This window comes from Pseudomonas typographi (genome assembly GCF_014694385.1).
In the GTDB taxonomy this organism is placed as follows: domain Bacteria; phylum Pseudomonadota; class Gammaproteobacteria; order Pseudomonadales; family Pseudomonadaceae; genus Aquipseudomonas; species Aquipseudomonas typographi.
Genome location: NZ_JAAOCA010000010.1, coordinates 136,634 through 154,325, shown reverse-complemented (window position 1 = coordinate 154,325; position 17,692 = coordinate 136,634). Strand labels below are relative to the sequence as shown.

The following is a 17,692-nucleotide window of genomic DNA, read 5'->3' as shown; positions in this document are numbered from 1 at the left end:
CTGTCTCCTCAAGGCATGTGCATTACCAGGCAAAGTGTTGGCCAACGGGGACCGCTGGTCAATTCAATGCAGGCTATGCACCTGGGTGAAGGAATTAATCGTGGTTAAAAGGTCTGAGGTTATGAGCGCCCCGCCGAGCAGGCGTTCAATCCCGCAATTTGCATCCCGCCTCACCGTGCATCTTGCAATATGCACGAAGCCTACAAACCACCACAGTTCTCAACCCCTTGTTTTTATAGATGATTTTATTTTTTCATCAGTTGGCACGCTCGCTGCAACCTTCTCTCGTGTATCTGCCAAGCACCAGTTGAGGAGCCGACATGAACTTCCTGCAAGAAAAATTCGCCAGCCTCTTTTCCGAATATCAAGTCACTGCCCTGCCCCGCCCAGACGGTGCCGTGCTGCTGACCCTCAAGGGCGCCGACGGCAATACCACGCGCCGCTCAATTTCTTATGCACAACTCAATACCCCTGAACAGTTGTCGTGGGTGATCAGCGCCATCCGCCGTGATTTGGCTGGTGAAGCAAGCCAACTGCCCGACATTCACCAACTGCAAAGCCAGAACCGCTTCGCCCTGCCGACTTATCATTCCGTTTGAAACAGCCGGGGCTCGATCGCGTAAAAACCGCCGACCGTTAAATGCCCCTGCAGCTCCCCGCCTGCCCTGGCCAGCCCACAGGTCGCCATCCCGGCCTGCTGGGCTGCGTTCAGTTCTTCGACCACATCAGATAAAAACAGCACTTGCCCCGCCGGCACGTTAATCGCCGTAGCGATCGCCGTGTATGACGCAGGCTCGCGCTTGCCCCCCGAGGTGGTATCGAAATAGCCCGAGAACAACGGGGTAAGGTCACCTGCTTCGCTGTAGCCGAAAATCAATTGTTGCGCTTGCACTGAGCCTGATGAGTACACGTACAGGCGGTAACCGGCTGCATGCCATTGGCGCAACGCGGCCACCGCGTCGGGGTACACGTGGCCCTTGAGCGTGCCGGCCTGGTAGCCTTCGGCCCACACCCTACCTTGCAGGGCCTTGAGCGGGGTGGCTTTGCGATCCTCGGCAAGCCAGCCGAGCAAAATTTGGATCACCCGTTCTACGTCTGCATCCGGCTCGCCGCTGGCCTGGCGCACGGCGGCCAATTGCGCAGCCACCTCGGGCTGCTGAGCATGGGCGCGCACATAGGCCGGTAGACGCTCCCGGGCGAAGGGAAACAACACGTCGTATACGAAGCTTACCGCGCTGGTGGTACCTTCGATGTCAGTCAGAATAGTGGTAATGGCCATGGGGGTCAGTCCTCCAGCAGTGGGAAACGGCGGGCGATGCTTTCGCCGGTGAACCGCGCCACCCAGCCTTCGGCATTGTTGAATAAGCGTATGGCTACAAAATGCGGGTGCTCGCCCATGTCGAACCAGTGCGGGGTGCCGGCCGGGACGGAAATCAGGTCGTTCTTTTCGCACAGCACCGCATACACGTAGTCGCCCAGGTGCAGCGTGAACAGCCCACGGCCCGCCACGAAAAAGCGCACTTCGTCTTCGCCATGGCGGTGTTCGTCGAGAAACTTCTCGCGCAGCTCGGCCTTTTGCGGGTGGTCGGCATTCAGGCTGATCACATCGACGGTGAGGTAACCACATTCGTTCATCAAACGCTGGATTTGCCCCTGGTAGGCAGCGATCACCTCGTCCTGGCTGGCACCGGGGGTAATGGGCGCGTTGGCCTGCCAGCGCTCGAAACGCACCCCATGCTCGGCCAGGGTGGCGGCGATGTCTTCAATGTGGGTCAGTACTTTGTTTGGCAGCGCCGGGCTGCTTTCGTGGTAAACGGTCAGGCGGCTCATGGTGTACCTCTTTGTCGCAAGCAGTTGTTGCAGGCAGTTATTACGGGCCAGCTGTTGTGGGCAGATCAGCGGCCAGCGGCGCGGGTTTTCAATTCACATTCGAAGAGGAACTCGAACGCCTCGACCTGGCGCAATGCATCGCTCATCGCCGCCCCCCAGGTGTACAGCCCATGGCCACGAATCAGGTACCCCACGCAGTCGGGGTGCTCGGCCAGCCAGGGCTGGACTTTACTGGCCAGGCGGGCAATATCCTGATCGTTGTCGAAAATCGGCACCACCAGCGTGCTTTCATGGGTGGTGATACCGCTGAAGGCCTTTTGCAGTTCGTAATCCTGGAACACCAACCGGTCGCTGGCCGCCAGGCGCGAGAGCACCGTGGCATTGACCGAATGGGTGTGCAGCACGGCATGGATGCGCGGGTCCCAGCGGTAAAGCTGGGTGTGCAGCAGGGTTTCGGCCGACGGCCGCTTGCCCGGTTCCAAGCTGTTGCCGGCCATGTCGGTGGCCAGCACGTCGCCGGGGCCCAACTGCCCCTTATGTTTGCCTGAAGCCGTGAGTAGCGCTTCACTGGGCGAGAGGCGCGCCGAATAATTGCTGCTGGTGGCCGGCGACCAGCCACGGCCGTACAGAAAGCGCCCGGCGTCGATAATCTGCTGGGCCAGGGTGTCGCGGTCCGGGTTCATGGGGTTTCCTCTTTCATCAAAGTGGCGATGATAACCGCTGCCGCGCCCGCTGCCACGCCGGCGAGGGCAAAGGTGGCCAGCGGCCCCAGGGGTGCCCAAGCGTAGCCTGCGTACAGTGCGCCCAATGCACCGCCAGTGCCGGCCAACGCCGCATACAGCGCCTGGCCCTGGCCTTGGTGGTGCAGGCCAAAAGTGCGTTGCACAAACCCAATGGCCGCGGCATGAAAACTGCCAAAGGTCGCCGCGTGCAGCAGTTGCGCCAGTAATAACACCGGCCACACCCCTGCAGCGCTGCCCAGCAGCAGCCAGCGCAGCGCTGCCAGGGCGAAACTGGCCGCCAACACCCGCCGTACAGACCACCGCCCCAGTACACGGCCCATAACCATGAACATCAGCACCTCGGCCACCACCCCAACCGCCCACAACAGGCCGATGGCGGCGCGGCTGTAACCTAACTGCTCCAAGTGGATGGTTAGGAAAGTGTAATAAGGCCCGTGGCTGAACTGCATCAGCGCCACGCACCCATAAAACGCCAGCACGGGCCTGCGCCGCAAGCGTTGCCAGAAGCCTGCTTCGGCCAGGTTGGCCGTGGGTGCCAGGTGTGGGGGTGGCGGTACCCACAGGCTGGCGAGCAAGATGCCCGCCATGATCGCCACCACGGTGTAGGGGTAGGCATCGAGCCCGGCCCATTCGAAGGCGCGGCCCAGGGCGACCACCGCGGCGATGAACCCCACCGAGCCCCATAGCCGCACCTGCCCGTAACGGGCCGGCTGCGCGCGCAAGTGGGCCAGGGTAATGGCTTCGAATTGCGGCAGCACCGCATGCCAAAAAAAAGCGTGCAGTGCCATGACCAAGGCCAGCCAGGCATAGCGATGGTCGATGAAGATCAGGCTGAACGCTGCCAGCGTACACAAGGTGCCCAAACGCACGATGGCCAGGGGCTGGCCGCTGCGGTCGGCCAACCACCCCCATAGGTGCGGTGCCACGCAGCGCATCAGCATCGGGATGGCCACCAACTCGCCAATGCGCGCACTGGCAAACCCCAGGTGGGCGAACCAGGCCGCCAGGTACGGCGCGGTGGCCCCCAACAGGGCGAAATAGAAAAAGTAAAACCCCGACAGCCGCCAGTAGGGCACCACCACACCAAGCTGCTCGGCGGGCGGCAGGCCCCTCAACGCTGGCCCAATACCGGCGTGCTCACCTGTACCCCAGCGTTCTGCCCGCGGTGGCGCAGCAGGTGGTCGAGCAGCACAATGGCCATCATCGCCTCGGCGATGGGGGTAGCACGGATACCCACGCAGGGGTCGTGGCGGCCCTTGGTCACCATATCCACCGCCTGGCCGTTCACGTCGACGCTGGCGCCCGGCACCGTGATGCTGGAGGTAGGCTTGAGCGCCAGGTGGGCAACGATCGGCTGGCCGGAGGAGATACCGCCTAGAATGCCGCCGGCATTGTTGCTGGCGAAGCCCTCGGGGGTCAGCGGGTCACGGTGCTCGCTGCCGCGCTGGGCAATGCTGGCGAAACCGGCACCGATCTCCACGCCCTTGACCGCATTGATGCTCATCAGGGCATGGGCCAATTCGGCGTCGAGGCGGTCGAAGATCGGCTCACCCAGGCCTGGCATCACCCCTTCGGCGACCACGGTAATCTTCGCGCCGACCGAATCCTGGTCACGCCGCAGTTGGTCCATGTACGCCTCAAGCTCGGGCACCTTGGCCGGGTCTGGGCTGAAGAACGCATTCTGCTCCACCGCCTCCCAGCTTTTGAACGGTATGGCGATAGGCCCAAGTTGGCTCATGTAGCCGCGCACCTGAATGCCCAGGGTTGCCAGGTACTTCTTGGCGATGGCGCCAGCCGCCACGCGCATGGCGGTTTCGCGCGCAGAGCTGCGGCCGCCGCCGCGGTAGTCGCGCACGCCGTACTTATGGTGATAGGTGTAATCGGCATGGGCGGGGCGAAACACATCTTTGATGGCGGAATAGTCCTTGGACTTCTGGTCGGTGTTGCGCACCAGCAGGCCGATCGGGGTGCCGGTGGTGCGCCCCTCGAACACCCCGGAGAGGATTTCGACTTCGTCGGCTTCTTGGCGCTGGGTGGTGTGGCGGCTGGTACCGGGCTTGCGCCGGTCGAGGTCGCGTTGCAGGTCTCGCAGCGACAGCTCAAGGCCCGGCGGGCAACCGTCCACGATGGCGACCAGCGCCGGGCCATGGCTTTCGCCGGCGGTGGTGACGGTGAACAGCTTGCCAAAGGTATTACCGGACATGCGAGCGCTCCGCGAAATCAGACTGCCTGGGTAAAACGGTCGGTTAGTATACAGATTGTTGCGCGCCGGCGAACCATCGCCGGCGTGCCCAGTCCAACCGCTAACCCGCTGCCATGGCCCAATGATGTTACGCCTGATCGCCTCACTGCTGCTGTGCCTGTGCTGCTCTGCCCAGGCAGCCCCCACGCCCATTCTGCAACACCCCATCGACCTCGACGTGCCCGGCGGGGCGCTGCACGGCACCTTGCTGCTGCCACAAACCGGCCAGCCCGTGCCGGTGGTGTTGATACTGGCGGGCTCCGGGCCCACCGACCGCGACGGCAACAATACCGACGGTGGGCGCACCGACAGCCTCAAGCGCCTGGCCTGGGCCCTGGCCCGCCAAGGCATCGCCAGCGTGCGCTACGACAAACGCGGGGTGGCCAGCGGCCGCCCGCTGGCACCCGACGAACGCCAACTGAGCGTGGAGGGCTACGTGGCCGACGCCGTGGCGTGGGCGCAGCGGCTCAAGGCCGACCCCCGCTTCGGCCCCCTGGTACTGCTCGGCCACAGCGAGGGGGCGCTGATCGCCAGCCTAGCCGCCCCGCAAATACCGGCCCAGGCGGTGGTCAGCGTGGCGGGCAGCGGGCGGCCGATCGACCAGGTACTCACCGAGCAATTACGCGAGCGCCTGCCACCGCCGCTATTCGCCCGCAGCCTGGCGTTGATCGAAGCGCTCAAGGCTGGGCGCCAGGCCTCTGATGTGCCAGAGCCGCTGCAGGTGGTGTTCCGGCCCAGCGTGCAACCCTATTTGATTTCCCTGTTCCACCAAGACCCCGCCCGCGCCTTCGCCGCTTTGCGCATGCCGGCGTTGATCGTTCAAGGGCGCAACGACATCCAGGTGAGCGTGGCCGATGCCCGCGCCTTGAGCGCAGCCAAGCCCGATGCGCAACTGCAGTTGATCGCGGGCATGAACCACGTGTTGCGCATCGTACCGATGGACCTCAAAGCCCAATTGGCCTCATACAACCAGCCAGACCTGCCCCTGGCCGGTGAATTGCCTGCCAGTGTGGTGGCGTTTATCAAGGCCCACACTTGATGGGGTGCTTCGGCAATTGACTGCACCCTTTTGACGGTGCCCTTTGTGCTGCCGGGCAGCGTTGCCGCGCGACGATATTCACGCGTCGCCGCGTGGGCGAACCGCTGAAGCGCCCTCAGTGACTACAGGTTTTGTAACAACGGCCGATACATCCTCCAGTGATGAGGACGCCGCGATGACCGACACCCCTGTAGATAAAGCCCCAGCCACAGAAAGCCCCGCTGCCGAACCGGCGCCGGGCCGGGTGCTGCCATGGGGCGATGTGCTGCCCGAACACTTCCAACTGCTGCGCCTGCTTGCCCTGCCCAGCGACCGCATCAGTGGGCCGCGGCCGCTGCGTTTCATGCAGGCCGCCCATGCCGAGCGCCACGGGCCGCAATACAGCCTGTTGCGCATGGAGGTGCAAGTGCCAGGCCAGCACGTGCGCAAAGAGCAGAACCGCCTGGATGTGTGGGTAGACCACGAACAACAAGTGGCTTGGAGCGAACCGGCCACCCTGAACATGGAACCGGCCAACCGGGGCCTGGGCCGCTACCTGCTTGCCCAAGCCGCCGGCTGGTTGCAAAAACGCTGGCCGCACTATCGGATCGAGGGCCAGGAACTGCCCAACCGCGACGCTATCGTCGAAAACACCCGCCTGCGCCGCGACCACGTGCTGCGCGTGCACGGCTTCGATGTGGAATACGCCGACCCACAGCACCTCAAAGGCCGCTATCGCGAGCTTAAGGTGAACCAACTGCTGCCCCAGTGGAACACCGAGAAAGTCCAGCCGGTGGACATCCTCGACGCGGCCACCTTGCTGCAAGCGGGCGACCAGCATATCCAGGAGTTGGAAAACACCTTACGCAAGCGCGACGAACACATCGCCAAATACCGCCGCGAAGACGGTAGCCTGCGTTTTACCATCGTGTGCCTGATTGCGTTCGCCGTGTTCCAGGCGGGGTTGCTGATCTGGATGGCCACGCATCGATAAATGCGGTGGCCGGCGCGTAAGGCCGCGAGCGGCCCGGCCGTGGCGTTATGGCAACTCCGGCTGTACCCGGTTTCGCCCGGCCTGCTTGGCCGCGTACACTCCGGCGTCGGCCCGCAGCAGCAAGGCGTCGGCCCCTTCGCCCGCACGCCAGGCGGCCACGCCGAAGCTGGCGGTGACCACGCCCAACCCTTCCACCGGCTGTTCGCGCAGCGCTTGCAGCAGTTCCTCGGCGAGCTTCAACGCCTGGGTGGTGTCGCTGCCTGGGCAGAGGATCATGAATTCCTCACCACCCAGGCGGCAAAACACGTCGGTACGCCGCAGCCGCTGGCCGATGCGCCGGCACAGCGCCTGCAGTACCGTATCGCCCATGGCGTGGCCCAGTTGGTCATTGATGCGCTTGAAATAGTCGATGTCGAGCATGATCACCGCCAGCGGCAGTTGGTCACGCTCGGCGCGGGCAAGCTCAGTGGTGAGCCGCTCTTGGAAGTAACGCCGGTTGTAGATGCCGGTCAGGGCATCGGTCACGGACAACGCGCGCAGTTCTTCCTCGACCCGTTTCAGGTCGGTGATGTCGCTCAAGTAGCCATGCCATACCACGGCGCCATCGGCCACCGACTCGGGCGTGGCTTCGCCACGTACCCAGCGCAGGCCCTGCCGGGGCAGGCATACACGGTACTCTTGGCGCCAGCGCCGCAGTTCGATAGCCGAGGCCCGGATCGCGGCACGCACCCCTTCCAGGTCATCGGGGTGAATGCGTTCGAACACCGGGTCGGCATCGGCCAGCAGTTGGGTCAGCGGTAGCTCGTAGATATCCAGCATTCCGCGGCTCGCATAGGTAAACGCGCTGCGCCCATCAGCCCGCAAACGGAACTGATAGATACCGCCGGGCACCTCGGCGCTGAGTTTTTCCAGCAAGCGGTCGCGGGCTGCCAGGGCTTCGTGCACACGCCGGCTTTCGGTGATATCGATACACACCGCCAGGTGGCCGACCGCATTACCGTTGCCATCGCGCACGGCGGTGACCAGCATGTTCACCGTCAAACGCGTGCCGTTGCGCCGCACCAGGCTCCACTGCTGGGCGTGAGGCTGCCCACCTGCAAGGCTGTCGGCGAGCATCGCGCGGCTGGGCGGGATCACCTCGCCCAGTTGCTCGGCCCGCTGCCGCACGCGCTCGCGCAGTTCATGGTGCACGTGCAGGTCGCCCAGGTTCAGCCGCCCGATCACTTGCTCGCTGTGGTAGCCAAGCATGCGCTCGGCACCGGCGTTGAAGGTGGTGATCAGGCCGCCCAGGTCGGTGGCAATGATCGCCACTTCGGTGGCCGCGTCGAGTACGCTGCGCAGTTGCCCATGGGTATTGCGCAAGCGCTGTTCGCTGGCACTGAGCTCCAAGGTACGGCGCGCCACCAGTTGCAGCGCGCGCTGGCGCTGGCTAACCAAGTTGTAAAGCAACCCGGCCAGCAGCAAGCTAAGGGTGCTGCCCAGCAACGCCACCACCGGCACTAGTGAACTGCGGTTGGCCCGCAGGAACACCTCGCTGGGCAAGGTTTGCAGTTCGTACACGCGGTCGGCCAGGTGCAGCGGGCGCAAGTCGCGCAAGGCATGCTCCGGCGGCGGCTCCACCGCGCCATAGAATGGGATGGGCCCTGCCGGGTCGGTGACATCGCTTATCGCCACGCGCAGGTTGTCTTCGCCGGGCTTGGGTAAACCATCGGTCATCAACTGGCGAATGCTGATCGCGGCCGTCAGGAAACCCAACGGCACCTGTCCCGCCCGCCCGGCCTCCTCTGCATAGCCGTACACAGGGGCCGCCAACAACATGCCACGGGAAAACCCGGGGTCGACGCCGATCAGCTCCAACGGGGCAGAACCGGCCAACCGGCCCTGGGCCAACGCCTTGCGCAACGTCACGCCGGGCAGGGGCTCGCTGAGCGAATCGAAGCCCAGCGGCAATTGCAAATGGCTATGGGCGCGGATGTACAACACCGGGTAATATTCCGGCCGGTGTGCCGCCGGCACCCATTGCTCGCCGACCCGCTCGCGAATCACATACCCTGGCGCCCCGCTGGCCTGGGCATATTGCTCGAAAGCGGCGCGCTCGGCGTCGCTGACACGCGGCAACCAGCTATAGCTCTGGGTACGCTGCAGCAGAGGCGCGGCAAAGCCGTTGAATGCGCTGCGCGTCACGCCCTCGGAATAAGCGAAATAACGCCGCAGGGTGTCCAGGCACTGGAGCTGTTCGGCGAACCGCTCGTAAAGCCGGCTGTAGCGCTCGCTGGCGAGCAATTCGAAACGCTGGCGCAGTTGCTGTTCAGCCAGCCGTTGCAAGCCCAGCGTAAGGCTGGCGGTGACCAAGGCACCACAGGCCAACCCCACACAGGCCACCAGCCAGGCCGAGGCCCCCTCACTGATCAAACCAAGAATTTTCGGGCGCGCGGCCAACCCCATAGGTATTACCCAACGATATCGGCGTGCGTAGAAGCACGCTGGCCACGCGCTCTGTTATAGCTATTCGCCATTAGCTTGAACAGCCTGCCGCGCCAGGCCTCAGACAAAAGGCCAGGTGGCGCGGGCGGTCAACGGGCCGTGATGCGCCAAGCGCGGTGGATCTTATCGTTACGGGCGAAGTCCATTGGCCGGGTACTGGCGCTGATTTCTTCGACCTGGTAACGCTGCAGCAGCGAGGCATCGAGCACGAAGCGCCTGAAATTGTTCGAGAAATACAGCACACCACCTTCAGCCAAGCGCGCCATGGCCAGGTCGATCAACCGAACATGGTCGCGTTGCACGTCGAACACCCCTTCCATGCGTTTGGAATTGGAAAATGTCGGCGGGTCGACAAAAATCAGGTCGAACGTTTCGCGGTTTTCTTCCAGCCAGGCCAGCCCATCGCCCTGCTCAAGCCGGTGTTTGTCGGAAAACCCGTTGAGCGATAGGTTACGCCGCGCCCAATCCAGGTACGTATGCGACAGGTCAACGCTGGTGCTGCTGCGCGCGCCGCCCTTGGCGGCGTGCACGGTCGCCGTGCCGGTGTAGCAAAACAGGTTGAGAAAACGCTTGCCGGCCGCTTCTTGTTGCAAGCGCAGGCGCAGCGGCCGATGGTCGAGGAACAGCCCGGTGTCGAGGTAATCGCCCAGGTTCACCAGCAAGCGCACACCGCCCTCACTGACCTCCAAGAACCGCCCCTCGCGCCCCTGGCGCTCGTACTGGCGGGTGCCGCCCTGGCGCTCTCGCCGCTTGACCACCACATGGCGCGGGTCTACCCCCAGTGCCTGGGGAATCGCCGCCAAGGCATCGAACAGCCGCGCCTGGGCTTTTTCTGGGTCAATCGAACGGGGCGCTGCGTATTCCTGCACATGAACCCAGTAGCGGTACAGGTCGACGGCGACCGCGTATTCGGGCATATCGGCGTCGTACACCCGGTAACATTCCACCTGCTCGCGGCGTGCCCATTTGGCCAACTGCCGGTGGTTCTTCTGCAAGCGGTTGTAGAACATCTGCCCGCCCTCGGACAACCGCGCGGGGGCTGCCGGTGCTGGGGCCGGCGGGTGCTCGCCAGCGGTGCCCTGGCCGGTGTCGCTGTGCTCATGGGCATGGCTGCGTTCGGTGCGCTCGCCGGTCACGAACTGTGTGGGCACCACGTCGATCAGCAACAGCTTGCAGGCCAGTGCGCCGTTCCAGAAGGCGTACTGCTTATGGCTGCGGATGCCCATGCGTTTACCCAAGTCCGGCGCCGCGGTGAACACGGCGGCTTGCCAGTTCAGGCAGCCTTGGCGCAAGCGCTCACCCAGGTTTTGGTAGAGGTACAGCAAGCTGGCCTCGTCACCCAGGCGCTGGCCATAGGGGGGGTTGCACACCACCAGGCCTTTCTGGTTTTGGTCCGGGCGCGGTTCAAAAGTGGCCACCTCACCCTGGTACACCTTGACCCAGGCACTGAGGCCCGCGCGCTCGATGTTATTGCGTGCCGGTTGGATCAGCCGCGGGTCGGCCTCGTAGCCGCGAATCCACAACGGCGGCCGCGTTAAGCCGGCCTCGGCGCGCTGCTGCGCCTCACTGTGCAGCTTGCGCCACAAGGCCGGCACATGGCCCAGCCAGGCGCTGAAGCCCCAGCGCTCACGGGCCAGGTTCGGCGCAATGTCGGCGGCCATCATTGCCGCCTCGATCAAAAAGGTGCCCACACCGCACATGGGGTCGGCCAGCGCCCCGCCTTCGGCGGCGATCCGCGGCCAGCCGGCGCGGACCAGGATCGCCGCGGCGAGGTTTTCCTTGAGCGGCGCGGCGCCTTGCTGCAGGCGGTAACCACGCTGGTGCAGGCTGTGCCCGGAAAGGTCGAGCGATAGCACCGCCTGGCCACGGTCCAGGCGCAGGTGCACGCGCAGGTCGGGGTTGAGTTTGTCGATGCTGGGGCGCTCGCCGCTGGCGCTGCGTAGGCGGTCGACGATGGCATCCTTGACCTTCAAGGCACCGAAATGAGTGTTATCGATGCCCGAACCGTGCCCGCTGAATTCCACCGCCAGGGTGCCGCTCGGTGCCAGATGGTCGGCCCAGTCAACGGCATGCACCCCTTGGTAGAGTTCATCGGCGTTGCCCATGGCGAACCGCGACACCACCAGCAGCACCCGGTTGGCCAGGCGCGACCATAGGCACAAGCGGTAGGCGGTTTCCAGGCTGGCTCGGCCACGAATCGCCGAGGTCGATTGGCGCACCTCGGCCAGGCCCAGCACGCCGGCCTCATCGGCGAGCAAGCCTTCCAAGCCTTTGGGGCAGGTTAAAAACAGCTCATGCATTTCGGACATCGGGTGACCTCTCGGGGCCGCACGGCATGCGCCGGCCCGGGTTACTGGTGCTGTTCCCGCAGCGCCACGGTGGCACATCAGGTGCCATGCCACCTACGCAAGGTAGGCAGCGAACTGGCCGCAACGGTAAAAAACCTGCGACCCTTCGTCGATATTCTGGCCCGGCACCTCCGCCGGCCGACGCAATAGCGAATGGCTTGCAACCGCAATACAGCGCCCGGCACCAAGGCATTACAGCTTTTGCAACCTCTGAAACACACTTTTACTTATGGTGCTTCATGCTAACTAGGACTGGGTTATGACAAAACGATCATTCCCACGGCAGCAACCATTGTTTAGAACTTGGCCCTAGCGCTGCCATCAAGGGGCGCTATGTGGCCCGCGACGCCGGCAGTGGGCCCTGTATCACCGGTAGAACGATTCTGCCCGGCCTCCCGGAGGCCGACGGGACATTCAGTCAACAATGAGGGCTAAACCCTATGAGAAGACTCAAGCGTGATCCGTTGGAACGAGCTTTCAGTAAAGGATACCAGCACGGTGTTAGCGGTAAATCCCGCGAACTGTGCCCATTTACCCTGCCAGCAGTTCGCCAGGCCTGGATTAATGGTTGGCGTGAGGGGCGCAGCGACCAATGGGACGGCATGACCGGCACCGCAGGCATCCACCGGCTCAACGAGCTTCACGCGGTCGGCTGAGTACCGACGTACCATTCCACTCAACCGTTTGACCTAGCCCGCCTCATCCGGGCGGCGGGTTAGTGGCAAGGCAAGGTCGCCTGCCACGCACCCGGGGCCTGTTTCGCAGGCCCCTTCAACCAACGCACAGGCCTTAACGCACGGCCCTCAATGCATCGACCGCTTCGCGGATCAGCGCCGGCCCCCTGTAGATGAACCCGGAATACACTTGCACCAGGCTCGCCCCGGCGGCGATCTTTTGCGCAGCGTGGGCACCCTCGGTAATACCGCCGGCGGCAATGATCGGCAGTTTGCCGCCCAGCGCCTGGGCCAGCACGCGCACGGTATGGGTGCTCTTCTCGCGCACCGGCGCGCCGGACAACCCGCCGGCTTCATCAGCATGGGCCAACCCTTCGACGCCCTGGCGGCTGAGGGTGGTGTTGGTGGCGATCACCGCGTCCATCCCGGTGTCCAGCAGCGCTTGGGCCACTTGCGCGGTTTCTTCGTCGCTCATGTCCGGGGCGATCTTGATCGCCAACGGCACCCGCCGGCGATATTCGGCCGCCAACGCCTCGCGGCGCTCGGCCAGGGCCAGCAGCAATTGCTTGAGCGAGTCGCCGAATTGCAGGCTACGCAAGCCCGGGGTGTTCGGTGAGCTGACATTCACCGCCACGTAGCTGGCCAGCTCATACACTTTCGCCAGGCCGATCAGGTAATCGTCGACCGCGCGCTCCACCGGGGTATCGAAGTTCTTGCCGATATTGATGCCCAGCACGCCCCGGTAGCGGGCGGCACGCACCCGCTCGAGCAGGTGGTCGACGCCCAGGTTGTTGAAGCCCATGCGGTTGATGATCGCTTGTGCCTGCGGCAGGCGGAACAGCCGCGGCTTCGGGTTGCCCGGTTGTGGTCGCGGCGTCACCGTGCCTACTTCGATGAAACCGAACCCCAACTGCGCCAGGCCATCGATGGCCGCGCCGTTCTTATCAAGGCCCGCGGCCAGCCCCACCGGGTTGGCGAATTCAAGGCCCATCAGCGTGACCGGCAGGGGCACCGGGGCCTTGGCCAACAGCGCATTCAGGCCCAAGCGGCCACCGGCGCCAAGCAGGTCCAGCGAAAGGTCGTGGGAGGTTTCCGGGGAAAGCTTGAACAGCAACTGGCGGGCCAGGTCGTACATGGGCGGGCGACGCTCACGAGGTCTTCAGAAGGCGCCGAGTATAGCCGCAAGCCGGCCGCTGGGCACCTGCCACATTGACCGTGCGCCGTCTGGGCGCGCCCCTGCGCCGTTGCGCACCCGCTTGGCGCAGCCCGGCGCTGGCCACGCGGCGCAAAACCTCGCCACACGGCGCTGGCAGCGCCGCCATGGCCATTGGCCCGGCTCTTGCTAGGGAACTTGCAACACATTCGGGAGGTGGCCAAAGGCGGCCTTCTCCCCCCGACGAAGGCGTCGTTCCCCCCTGCGAAAGCGGGACCGGGAGCGGCGCCTTTTTTTGTTTCAGGCTCCTAAATCGCGGTTCGAGACCGCCGCCGAGGTGTTCGATGCAAACGAGTTTCTGGAAAGCCGGGCATGCCCCCACGTTGTTCTGCGCGTTTTTGTATTTCGACCTGTCGTTCATGGTCTGGTACCTGTTGGGCCCACTGGCCGTGCAAATCGCCACTGACTTGCAACTGACCACTCAACAACGCTCGCTGCTGGTGGCCACACCGCTGCTTGCCGGCGCCTTACTGAGGGTGGTGATGGGTTGGCTGGCTGACCGCTACTCGCCCAAGGCCGCCGGGCTACTGGGCCAAAGCATCGTGATCGTGTCGCTGCTGGTGGCCTGGCAACTGGGCGTGCATACCCTTGAACAAGCGTTGCTGCTGGGCGTCGCCCTGGGCGTGGCCGGCGCCTCGTTCGCCGTATCGTTGCCGTTGGCTTCACAGTGGTACCCGGCCGAGCACCAAGGCAAGGCCATGGGCATCGCCGGCGCCGGCAACAGCGGCACCGTGTTCGCGGCGCTGTTCGCCCCGGCACTGGCGGCGGCCTATGGCTGGAATAACGTGTTCGGTTGGGCGCTTATACCATTGCTGGTTACCCTGGTTCTATTCGCCCTGCTGGCACGCAACGCCCCCACCCGGGCGCAGCCGAAAAAACTCGCCGATTACCTCAAGGCGCTGGGTAACAAAGACAGCTGGTGGTTCATGTTCTTCTATAGCATCACGTTCGGCGGCTTCATGGGCTTGGCCAGCGCCTTGCCCGGCTACTTCCATGACCAATATGCGCTCAACCCGGTGACTGCCGGCTACTACACCGCCGCCTGCGTGTTCGGCGGTAGCATGATGCGCCCGCTCGGCGGCGCCCTTGCCGACCGTTTTGGCGGCATCCGTGCGTTGCTGGCGATGTACACCGTGGCGGCCTTGTGCATCGCCGCGGTGGGCTTCAACGTGCCCAGCTCGCTAGTGGCGCTGGCGCTGTTCGTGGTGGCGATGCTGGGCTTGGGCGCCGGTAACGGCGCGGTGTTTCAACTGGTGCCCCAACGCTTTCGCCAGGAGATCGGCGTAATGACCGGGCTGATCGGCATGGCCGGCGGTGTCGGTGGCTTTTTGCTGGTGTCGGGCTTGGGCGCGATCAAGCAGCAAACCGGCGACTACCACTTGGCACTGTGGGGCTTTGCCTGCCTGGCAGTGCTGGCCTGGTTCGGCCTGCACAGCGTCAAGCGCCGCTGGCGCGCCACCTGGGGCGCAGCGGCCGTAACCGCGGCACGGGTGTGAGATGAGCCTAAGCCTGGCGTTCGGCCAGGCCAGCGCCGCCGGCCCGCGGCCGGAAAACCAAGATGCCCTGCGCGGGGTAACCCCTGCGCCGGCACTGGCGGCAAGCAAGGGCTATTTGTTCGCCATTGCCGATGGCGTGAGCCAGTGCGCCGACGGCGGGCTGGCCGCGCGGGCCTCGCTGCAGGCGGTGGCGATGGATTACTACACCACCCCGGAAACCTGGCCGGTAGCGCAATCGCTGGACCGCTTGCTGATTGCGCAAAACCATTGGCTGCGGGCCAACGGCGGCGGCCAGCCATTGCTGACCACGCTCAGCGCCGTGGTACTGCGCGGTAACCGCTTCACCCTCGCCCATGTGGGCGATTGCCGCGTGTACCGCTGGCGCCGGCAACAGTTGCAGCGCCTTAGCGAAGACCACGTGTGGAGCCAACCCGGCATGCAGCACGTACTCAAGCGCGCGCTGGGCTTGGACCAACACCTGGTGGTCGATTACCACGAGGGCGAGTTGGCCGAGGGTGATTGCTTCGTACTGCTCAGCGACGGGGTGTGGGCGAGCCTGAAGGACGGCGAAATCGCCAATGCCCTGCGCGAGTACCCTGCCCCGCAAGCCGCCGCTGACGCCCTGGTGGCCCAGGCGCAATTGGCCCGCAGCCAGGACAACGCCAGTGCCCTGGTGGTGCAGGTGGTTCGCGTGGGGGCAGCGGCGCTGCGCGATACCCTCGCGCACCTACAGCAGTACCCGCCACCACCGGCGCTCAAACCCGGGCAGGTGTTTGAAGGCTTTCATATTCAGGCGCGCCTTAACGAAAGCCAGCAGGCGTTGCTCTACCGCGCCCACGATAGCCAAGGCCAAGCCTGGCTGCTCAAGACCTTGCCGGTGCATGGGCGCGACGACGCCCAGGCCCAGCACGCGTTGTTGCTCGAAGAGTGGTTCTTGCGCCGCGTGGCCGGCCGCTACTTTCCCGAACTGTACCCGGCCGGGCCACGCCAGTACCTGTACTACGCCATGCGCGAGTACCCCGGTGCCAGCCTCGCTCAACGCCTGCACAGCGAAGGGCCGTTGTCGTTGCCTGCGTGGCTGGGGTTGGCCATGGAACTGCTCAAGGCCTTGGGCCAATTGCACCGGCGTAACATCGTGCACCGCGACATCAAGCCGCAAAACCTCTGGTGGTCAGGCGGCGATCACTATCGCTTGCTGGACTTCGGCCTGGCCTATTGCCCGGGCTTGAGCAGCGTGCCGGCAGGCGAGGTGGCCGGCACACCCAACTATATCGCGCCGCAAGCCTACACCGGCGAGGCCCCTAACGCCGGGCATGACCTGTATGCCGCCGGTGTCACCCTGTACCTGGCCCTCACCGGGCACTTGCCCCACGGCGAAATCGAGGCGTTCCAACGCCCGCGCTTCGGCCAGCCCACCGCGCCGGGCCGCTACCGGCCAGACCTTCCCGGTTGGCTGGAAGCCTGGTTGCTGCGTGCAGTAGCCCCAGACGCCGCGCTGCGCTTCGAAACCGCCGAGCACGCCCTGTTGGCCCTGGAGCACGCAGACCGTAGCCCCCAGGTACTGCGCCCGCGGCCACTGCTGGAACGCGAACCGGTAAAGGTTTGGCGCAGCGTGGCTTTGTTGTCGTTGCTGGTGAATGTAGTGGCCTTGCTCGCCTGGCTCAAAGGCTAAGCTACCCGAGCCTCGGACGAGCGCGCCAGGGCCCGATCGCCCACCTGTTCAAGGTTCTTGTAACAAGGCCGATACGCTGTTTGCCCTGCGTGCACCCTTGGGGCCCGGCACAATGAGAACAGCAGCGATGCGCGACGTGCATACCCACTACGACAACCTGAAAATAACGCCGAACGCGCCACCGGAAGTGATCCGCGCCGCCTATAAGGCATTGGTGCAGAAGTACCACCCCGATAAGCACCCCGGCAACGAAAGCGCGGCGAAGGTGTTGCGCCTGGTCAACGAGGCTTATGCGGTGCTCAGCGACCCGCGGGAAAAAGCCCGGCATGATGCGTGGATCCGGGCACAGCCGGGCCGCAGAGCGCCCTTGCCCAAGCCGGCAGCGCCACAACCGGTGGCCGCGCAACACCGCACGGGGTGGGTTTGGATCGTTATTTTGCTGGTGCTGGCGTTTGCCTTGGGGGTGGTGTTGGCGATGGAATTACCAGCGGGGTTGCGGCCGCCGCGCTGAATAACAGCAACGCCGGTGTCAGGGCTCCAGGTCGTTCGCATGGACAAAGCACAGCTTATTACCTTCCGGGTCGCGGCAGTACGCGCCGTAGTAGTCTGGCGAGTAGTGCGGCCGCAACCCCGGCGCGCCTTCATCGCTGCCGCCCATGGCCAGCGCTGTTTCCCACGCTGCCCGCACGTGGGCCGGAGAAAGAGCCATAAAGCTGACCTGGGTGCCGTTACCGCACGTGGCCGGCAAACCATTGAAGGGCAGTTGTACGAAGAATTGCGGCCAACGCTTGCCAGGGCAGTGCCAGCCGGCGCCCGGCGGGCCGCTATCGTCTTCGTCGGGCATACGCACCAGGCCCAGGCGGGTGAGCACCGCGTCGTAGAAGGCGACCATGCTGGGGAGGTCGTGTGCACCCACTTGAATATGGCTGTACATGTGCTGTCCTCTTCGTGGTTGTAACGTTGGCCTTCAGCGCCCTT

General features: G+C 64.6%; 16 protein-coding genes. 7 read left to right on the top strand and 9 right to left on the bottom strand.

Annotated elements, in window-relative coordinates; genetic code table 11:
• Positions 1-320: 320 nt before the first annotated feature.
• Complete coding sequence (locus HAQ05_RS10245; RefSeq protein ID WP_190420059.1) at positions 321-599, top strand: DUF3509 domain-containing protein; 279 nt, start codon at positions 321-323, stop codon at positions 597-599.
• Here the strand turns inward: HAQ05_RS10245 and mtnC are convergent.
• From mtnC to aroC, 5 genes are all read right to left on the bottom strand, one after another.
• Positions 587-1,279: an acireductone synthase gene (gene mtnC / locus HAQ05_RS10240; protein ID WP_190420057.1), complete on the bottom strand. Its 693-nt coding sequence runs from the start codon at positions 1,277-1,279 to the stop codon at positions 587-589. The two genes, HAQ05_RS10245 and mtnC, sit on opposite strands and share 13 nt — an antisense overlap.
• Positions 1,280-1,284: 5 nt before the next feature.
• The gene (locus HAQ05_RS10235; protein ID WP_190420055.1) at positions 1,285-1,830 is read right to left on the bottom strand and encodes a 1,2-dihydroxy-3-keto-5-methylthiopentene dioxygenase; all 546 of its coding nucleotides are present in this window, start codon (positions 1,828-1,830) and stop codon (positions 1,285-1,287) included.
• A gap of 65 nt (positions 1,831-1,895) precedes the next feature.
• Complete coding sequence (locus tag HAQ05_RS10230; protein ID WP_190420053.1) at positions 1,896-2,513, bottom strand: methylthioribulose 1-phosphate dehydratase; 618 nt, start codon at positions 2,511-2,513, stop codon at positions 1,896-1,898.
• On the bottom strand, positions 2,510-3,679 hold the full coding sequence (locus HAQ05_RS10225) for an MFS transporter (protein ID WP_194718649.1): 1,170 nt from the start codon (positions 3,677-3,679) through the stop codon (positions 2,510-2,512). The genes HAQ05_RS10230 and HAQ05_RS10225 overlap by 4 nt, the downstream gene beginning before the upstream one ends.
• 5 nt (positions 3,680-3,684) lie before the next feature.
• Positions 3,685-4,776, bottom strand: a complete 1,092-nt coding sequence (gene aroC / locus HAQ05_RS10220; RefSeq protein WP_190420051.1) for a chorismate synthase — start codon at positions 4,774-4,776, stop codon at positions 3,685-3,687.
• A gap of 121 nt (positions 4,777-4,897) precedes the next feature.
• Between aroC and HAQ05_RS10215 the strand changes: the two genes are divergently transcribed.
• Both HAQ05_RS10215 and HAQ05_RS10210 read left to right on the top strand, forming a co-directional pair.
• Positions 4,898-5,854, top strand: a complete 957-nt coding sequence (locus HAQ05_RS10215; RefSeq protein ID WP_190420049.1) for an alpha/beta hydrolase — start codon at positions 4,898-4,900, stop codon at positions 5,852-5,854.
• Positions 5,855-6,029: 175 nt separating this feature from the next.
• Positions 6,030-6,827, top strand: a complete 798-nt coding sequence (locus HAQ05_RS10210; RefSeq protein ID WP_190420047.1) for a hypothetical protein — start codon at positions 6,030-6,032, stop codon at positions 6,825-6,827.
• A 45-nt stretch (positions 6,828-6,872) separates the two neighbouring features.
• On the opposite strand, the gene HAQ05_RS10205 is transcribed toward HAQ05_RS10210, so the two are convergent.
• Together HAQ05_RS10205 and rlmKL are read right to left on the bottom strand one after the other, a co-directional pair.
• Positions 6,873-9,272 (bottom strand): sensor domain-containing diguanylate cyclase, encoded by a 2,400-nt coding sequence (locus tag HAQ05_RS10205; RefSeq protein ID WP_190420045.1) that lies wholly within the window; start codon positions 9,270-9,272, stop codon positions 6,873-6,875.
• 128 nt (positions 9,273-9,400) lie between these two features.
• On the bottom strand, positions 9,401-11,620 hold the full coding sequence (rlmKL, locus tag HAQ05_RS10200; RefSeq protein ID WP_190420043.1) for a bifunctional 23S rRNA (guanine(2069)-N(7))-methyltransferase RlmK/23S rRNA (guanine(2445)-N(2))-methyltransferase RlmL: 2,220 nt from the start codon (positions 11,618-11,620) through the stop codon (positions 9,401-9,403).
• Positions 11,621-12,099: 479 nt separating this feature from the next.
• Between rlmKL and rmf the strand changes: the two genes are divergently transcribed.
• A complete protein-coding gene (gene rmf / locus HAQ05_RS10195; protein ID WP_190420041.1) occupies positions 12,100-12,315 on the top strand; it encodes a ribosome modulation factor in 216 nt (71 codons plus the stop codon).
• Positions 12,316-12,448: 133 nt separating this feature from the next.
• Here the strand turns inward: rmf and HAQ05_RS10190 are convergent, their stop codons facing one another.
• On the bottom strand, positions 12,449-13,468 hold the full coding sequence (locus tag HAQ05_RS10190) for a quinone-dependent dihydroorotate dehydrogenase (RefSeq protein WP_190420039.1): 1,020 nt from the start codon (positions 13,466-13,468) through the stop codon (positions 12,449-12,451).
• A 362-nt stretch (positions 13,469-13,830) separates the two neighbouring features.
• Between HAQ05_RS10190 and HAQ05_RS10185 the strand changes: the two genes are divergently transcribed.
• The 3 genes from HAQ05_RS10185 to HAQ05_RS10175 all read left to right on the top strand — a co-directional run bounded on the left by HAQ05_RS10185 (position 13,831) and on the right by HAQ05_RS10175 (position 17,225).
• Positions 13,831-15,042 (top strand): nitrate/nitrite transporter, encoded by a 1,212-nt coding sequence (locus HAQ05_RS10185; protein ID WP_190420037.1) that lies wholly within the window; start codon positions 13,831-13,833, stop codon positions 15,040-15,042.
• 1 nt (position 15,043) lies between these two features.
• Positions 15,044-16,714, top strand: coding sequence for a bifunctional protein-serine/threonine kinase/phosphatase (locus HAQ05_RS10180; RefSeq protein WP_190420035.1), 1,671 nt, complete (start codon positions 15,044-15,046; stop codon positions 16,712-16,714).
• A 127-nt stretch (positions 16,715-16,841) separates the two neighbouring features.
• Complete coding sequence (locus HAQ05_RS10175; protein ID WP_190420033.1) at positions 16,842-17,225, top strand: J domain-containing protein; 384 nt, start codon at positions 16,842-16,844, stop codon at positions 17,223-17,225.
• Positions 17,226-17,243: 18 nt separating this feature from the next.
• Here HAQ05_RS10175 and HAQ05_RS10170 read toward each other — a convergent pair whose 3' ends face one another.
• The gene (locus tag HAQ05_RS10170; RefSeq protein ID WP_190420031.1) at positions 17,244-17,648 is read right to left on the bottom strand and encodes a VOC family protein; all 405 of its coding nucleotides are present in this window, start codon (positions 17,646-17,648) and stop codon (positions 17,244-17,246) included.
• Positions 17,649-17,692: the final 44 nt, after the last annotated feature.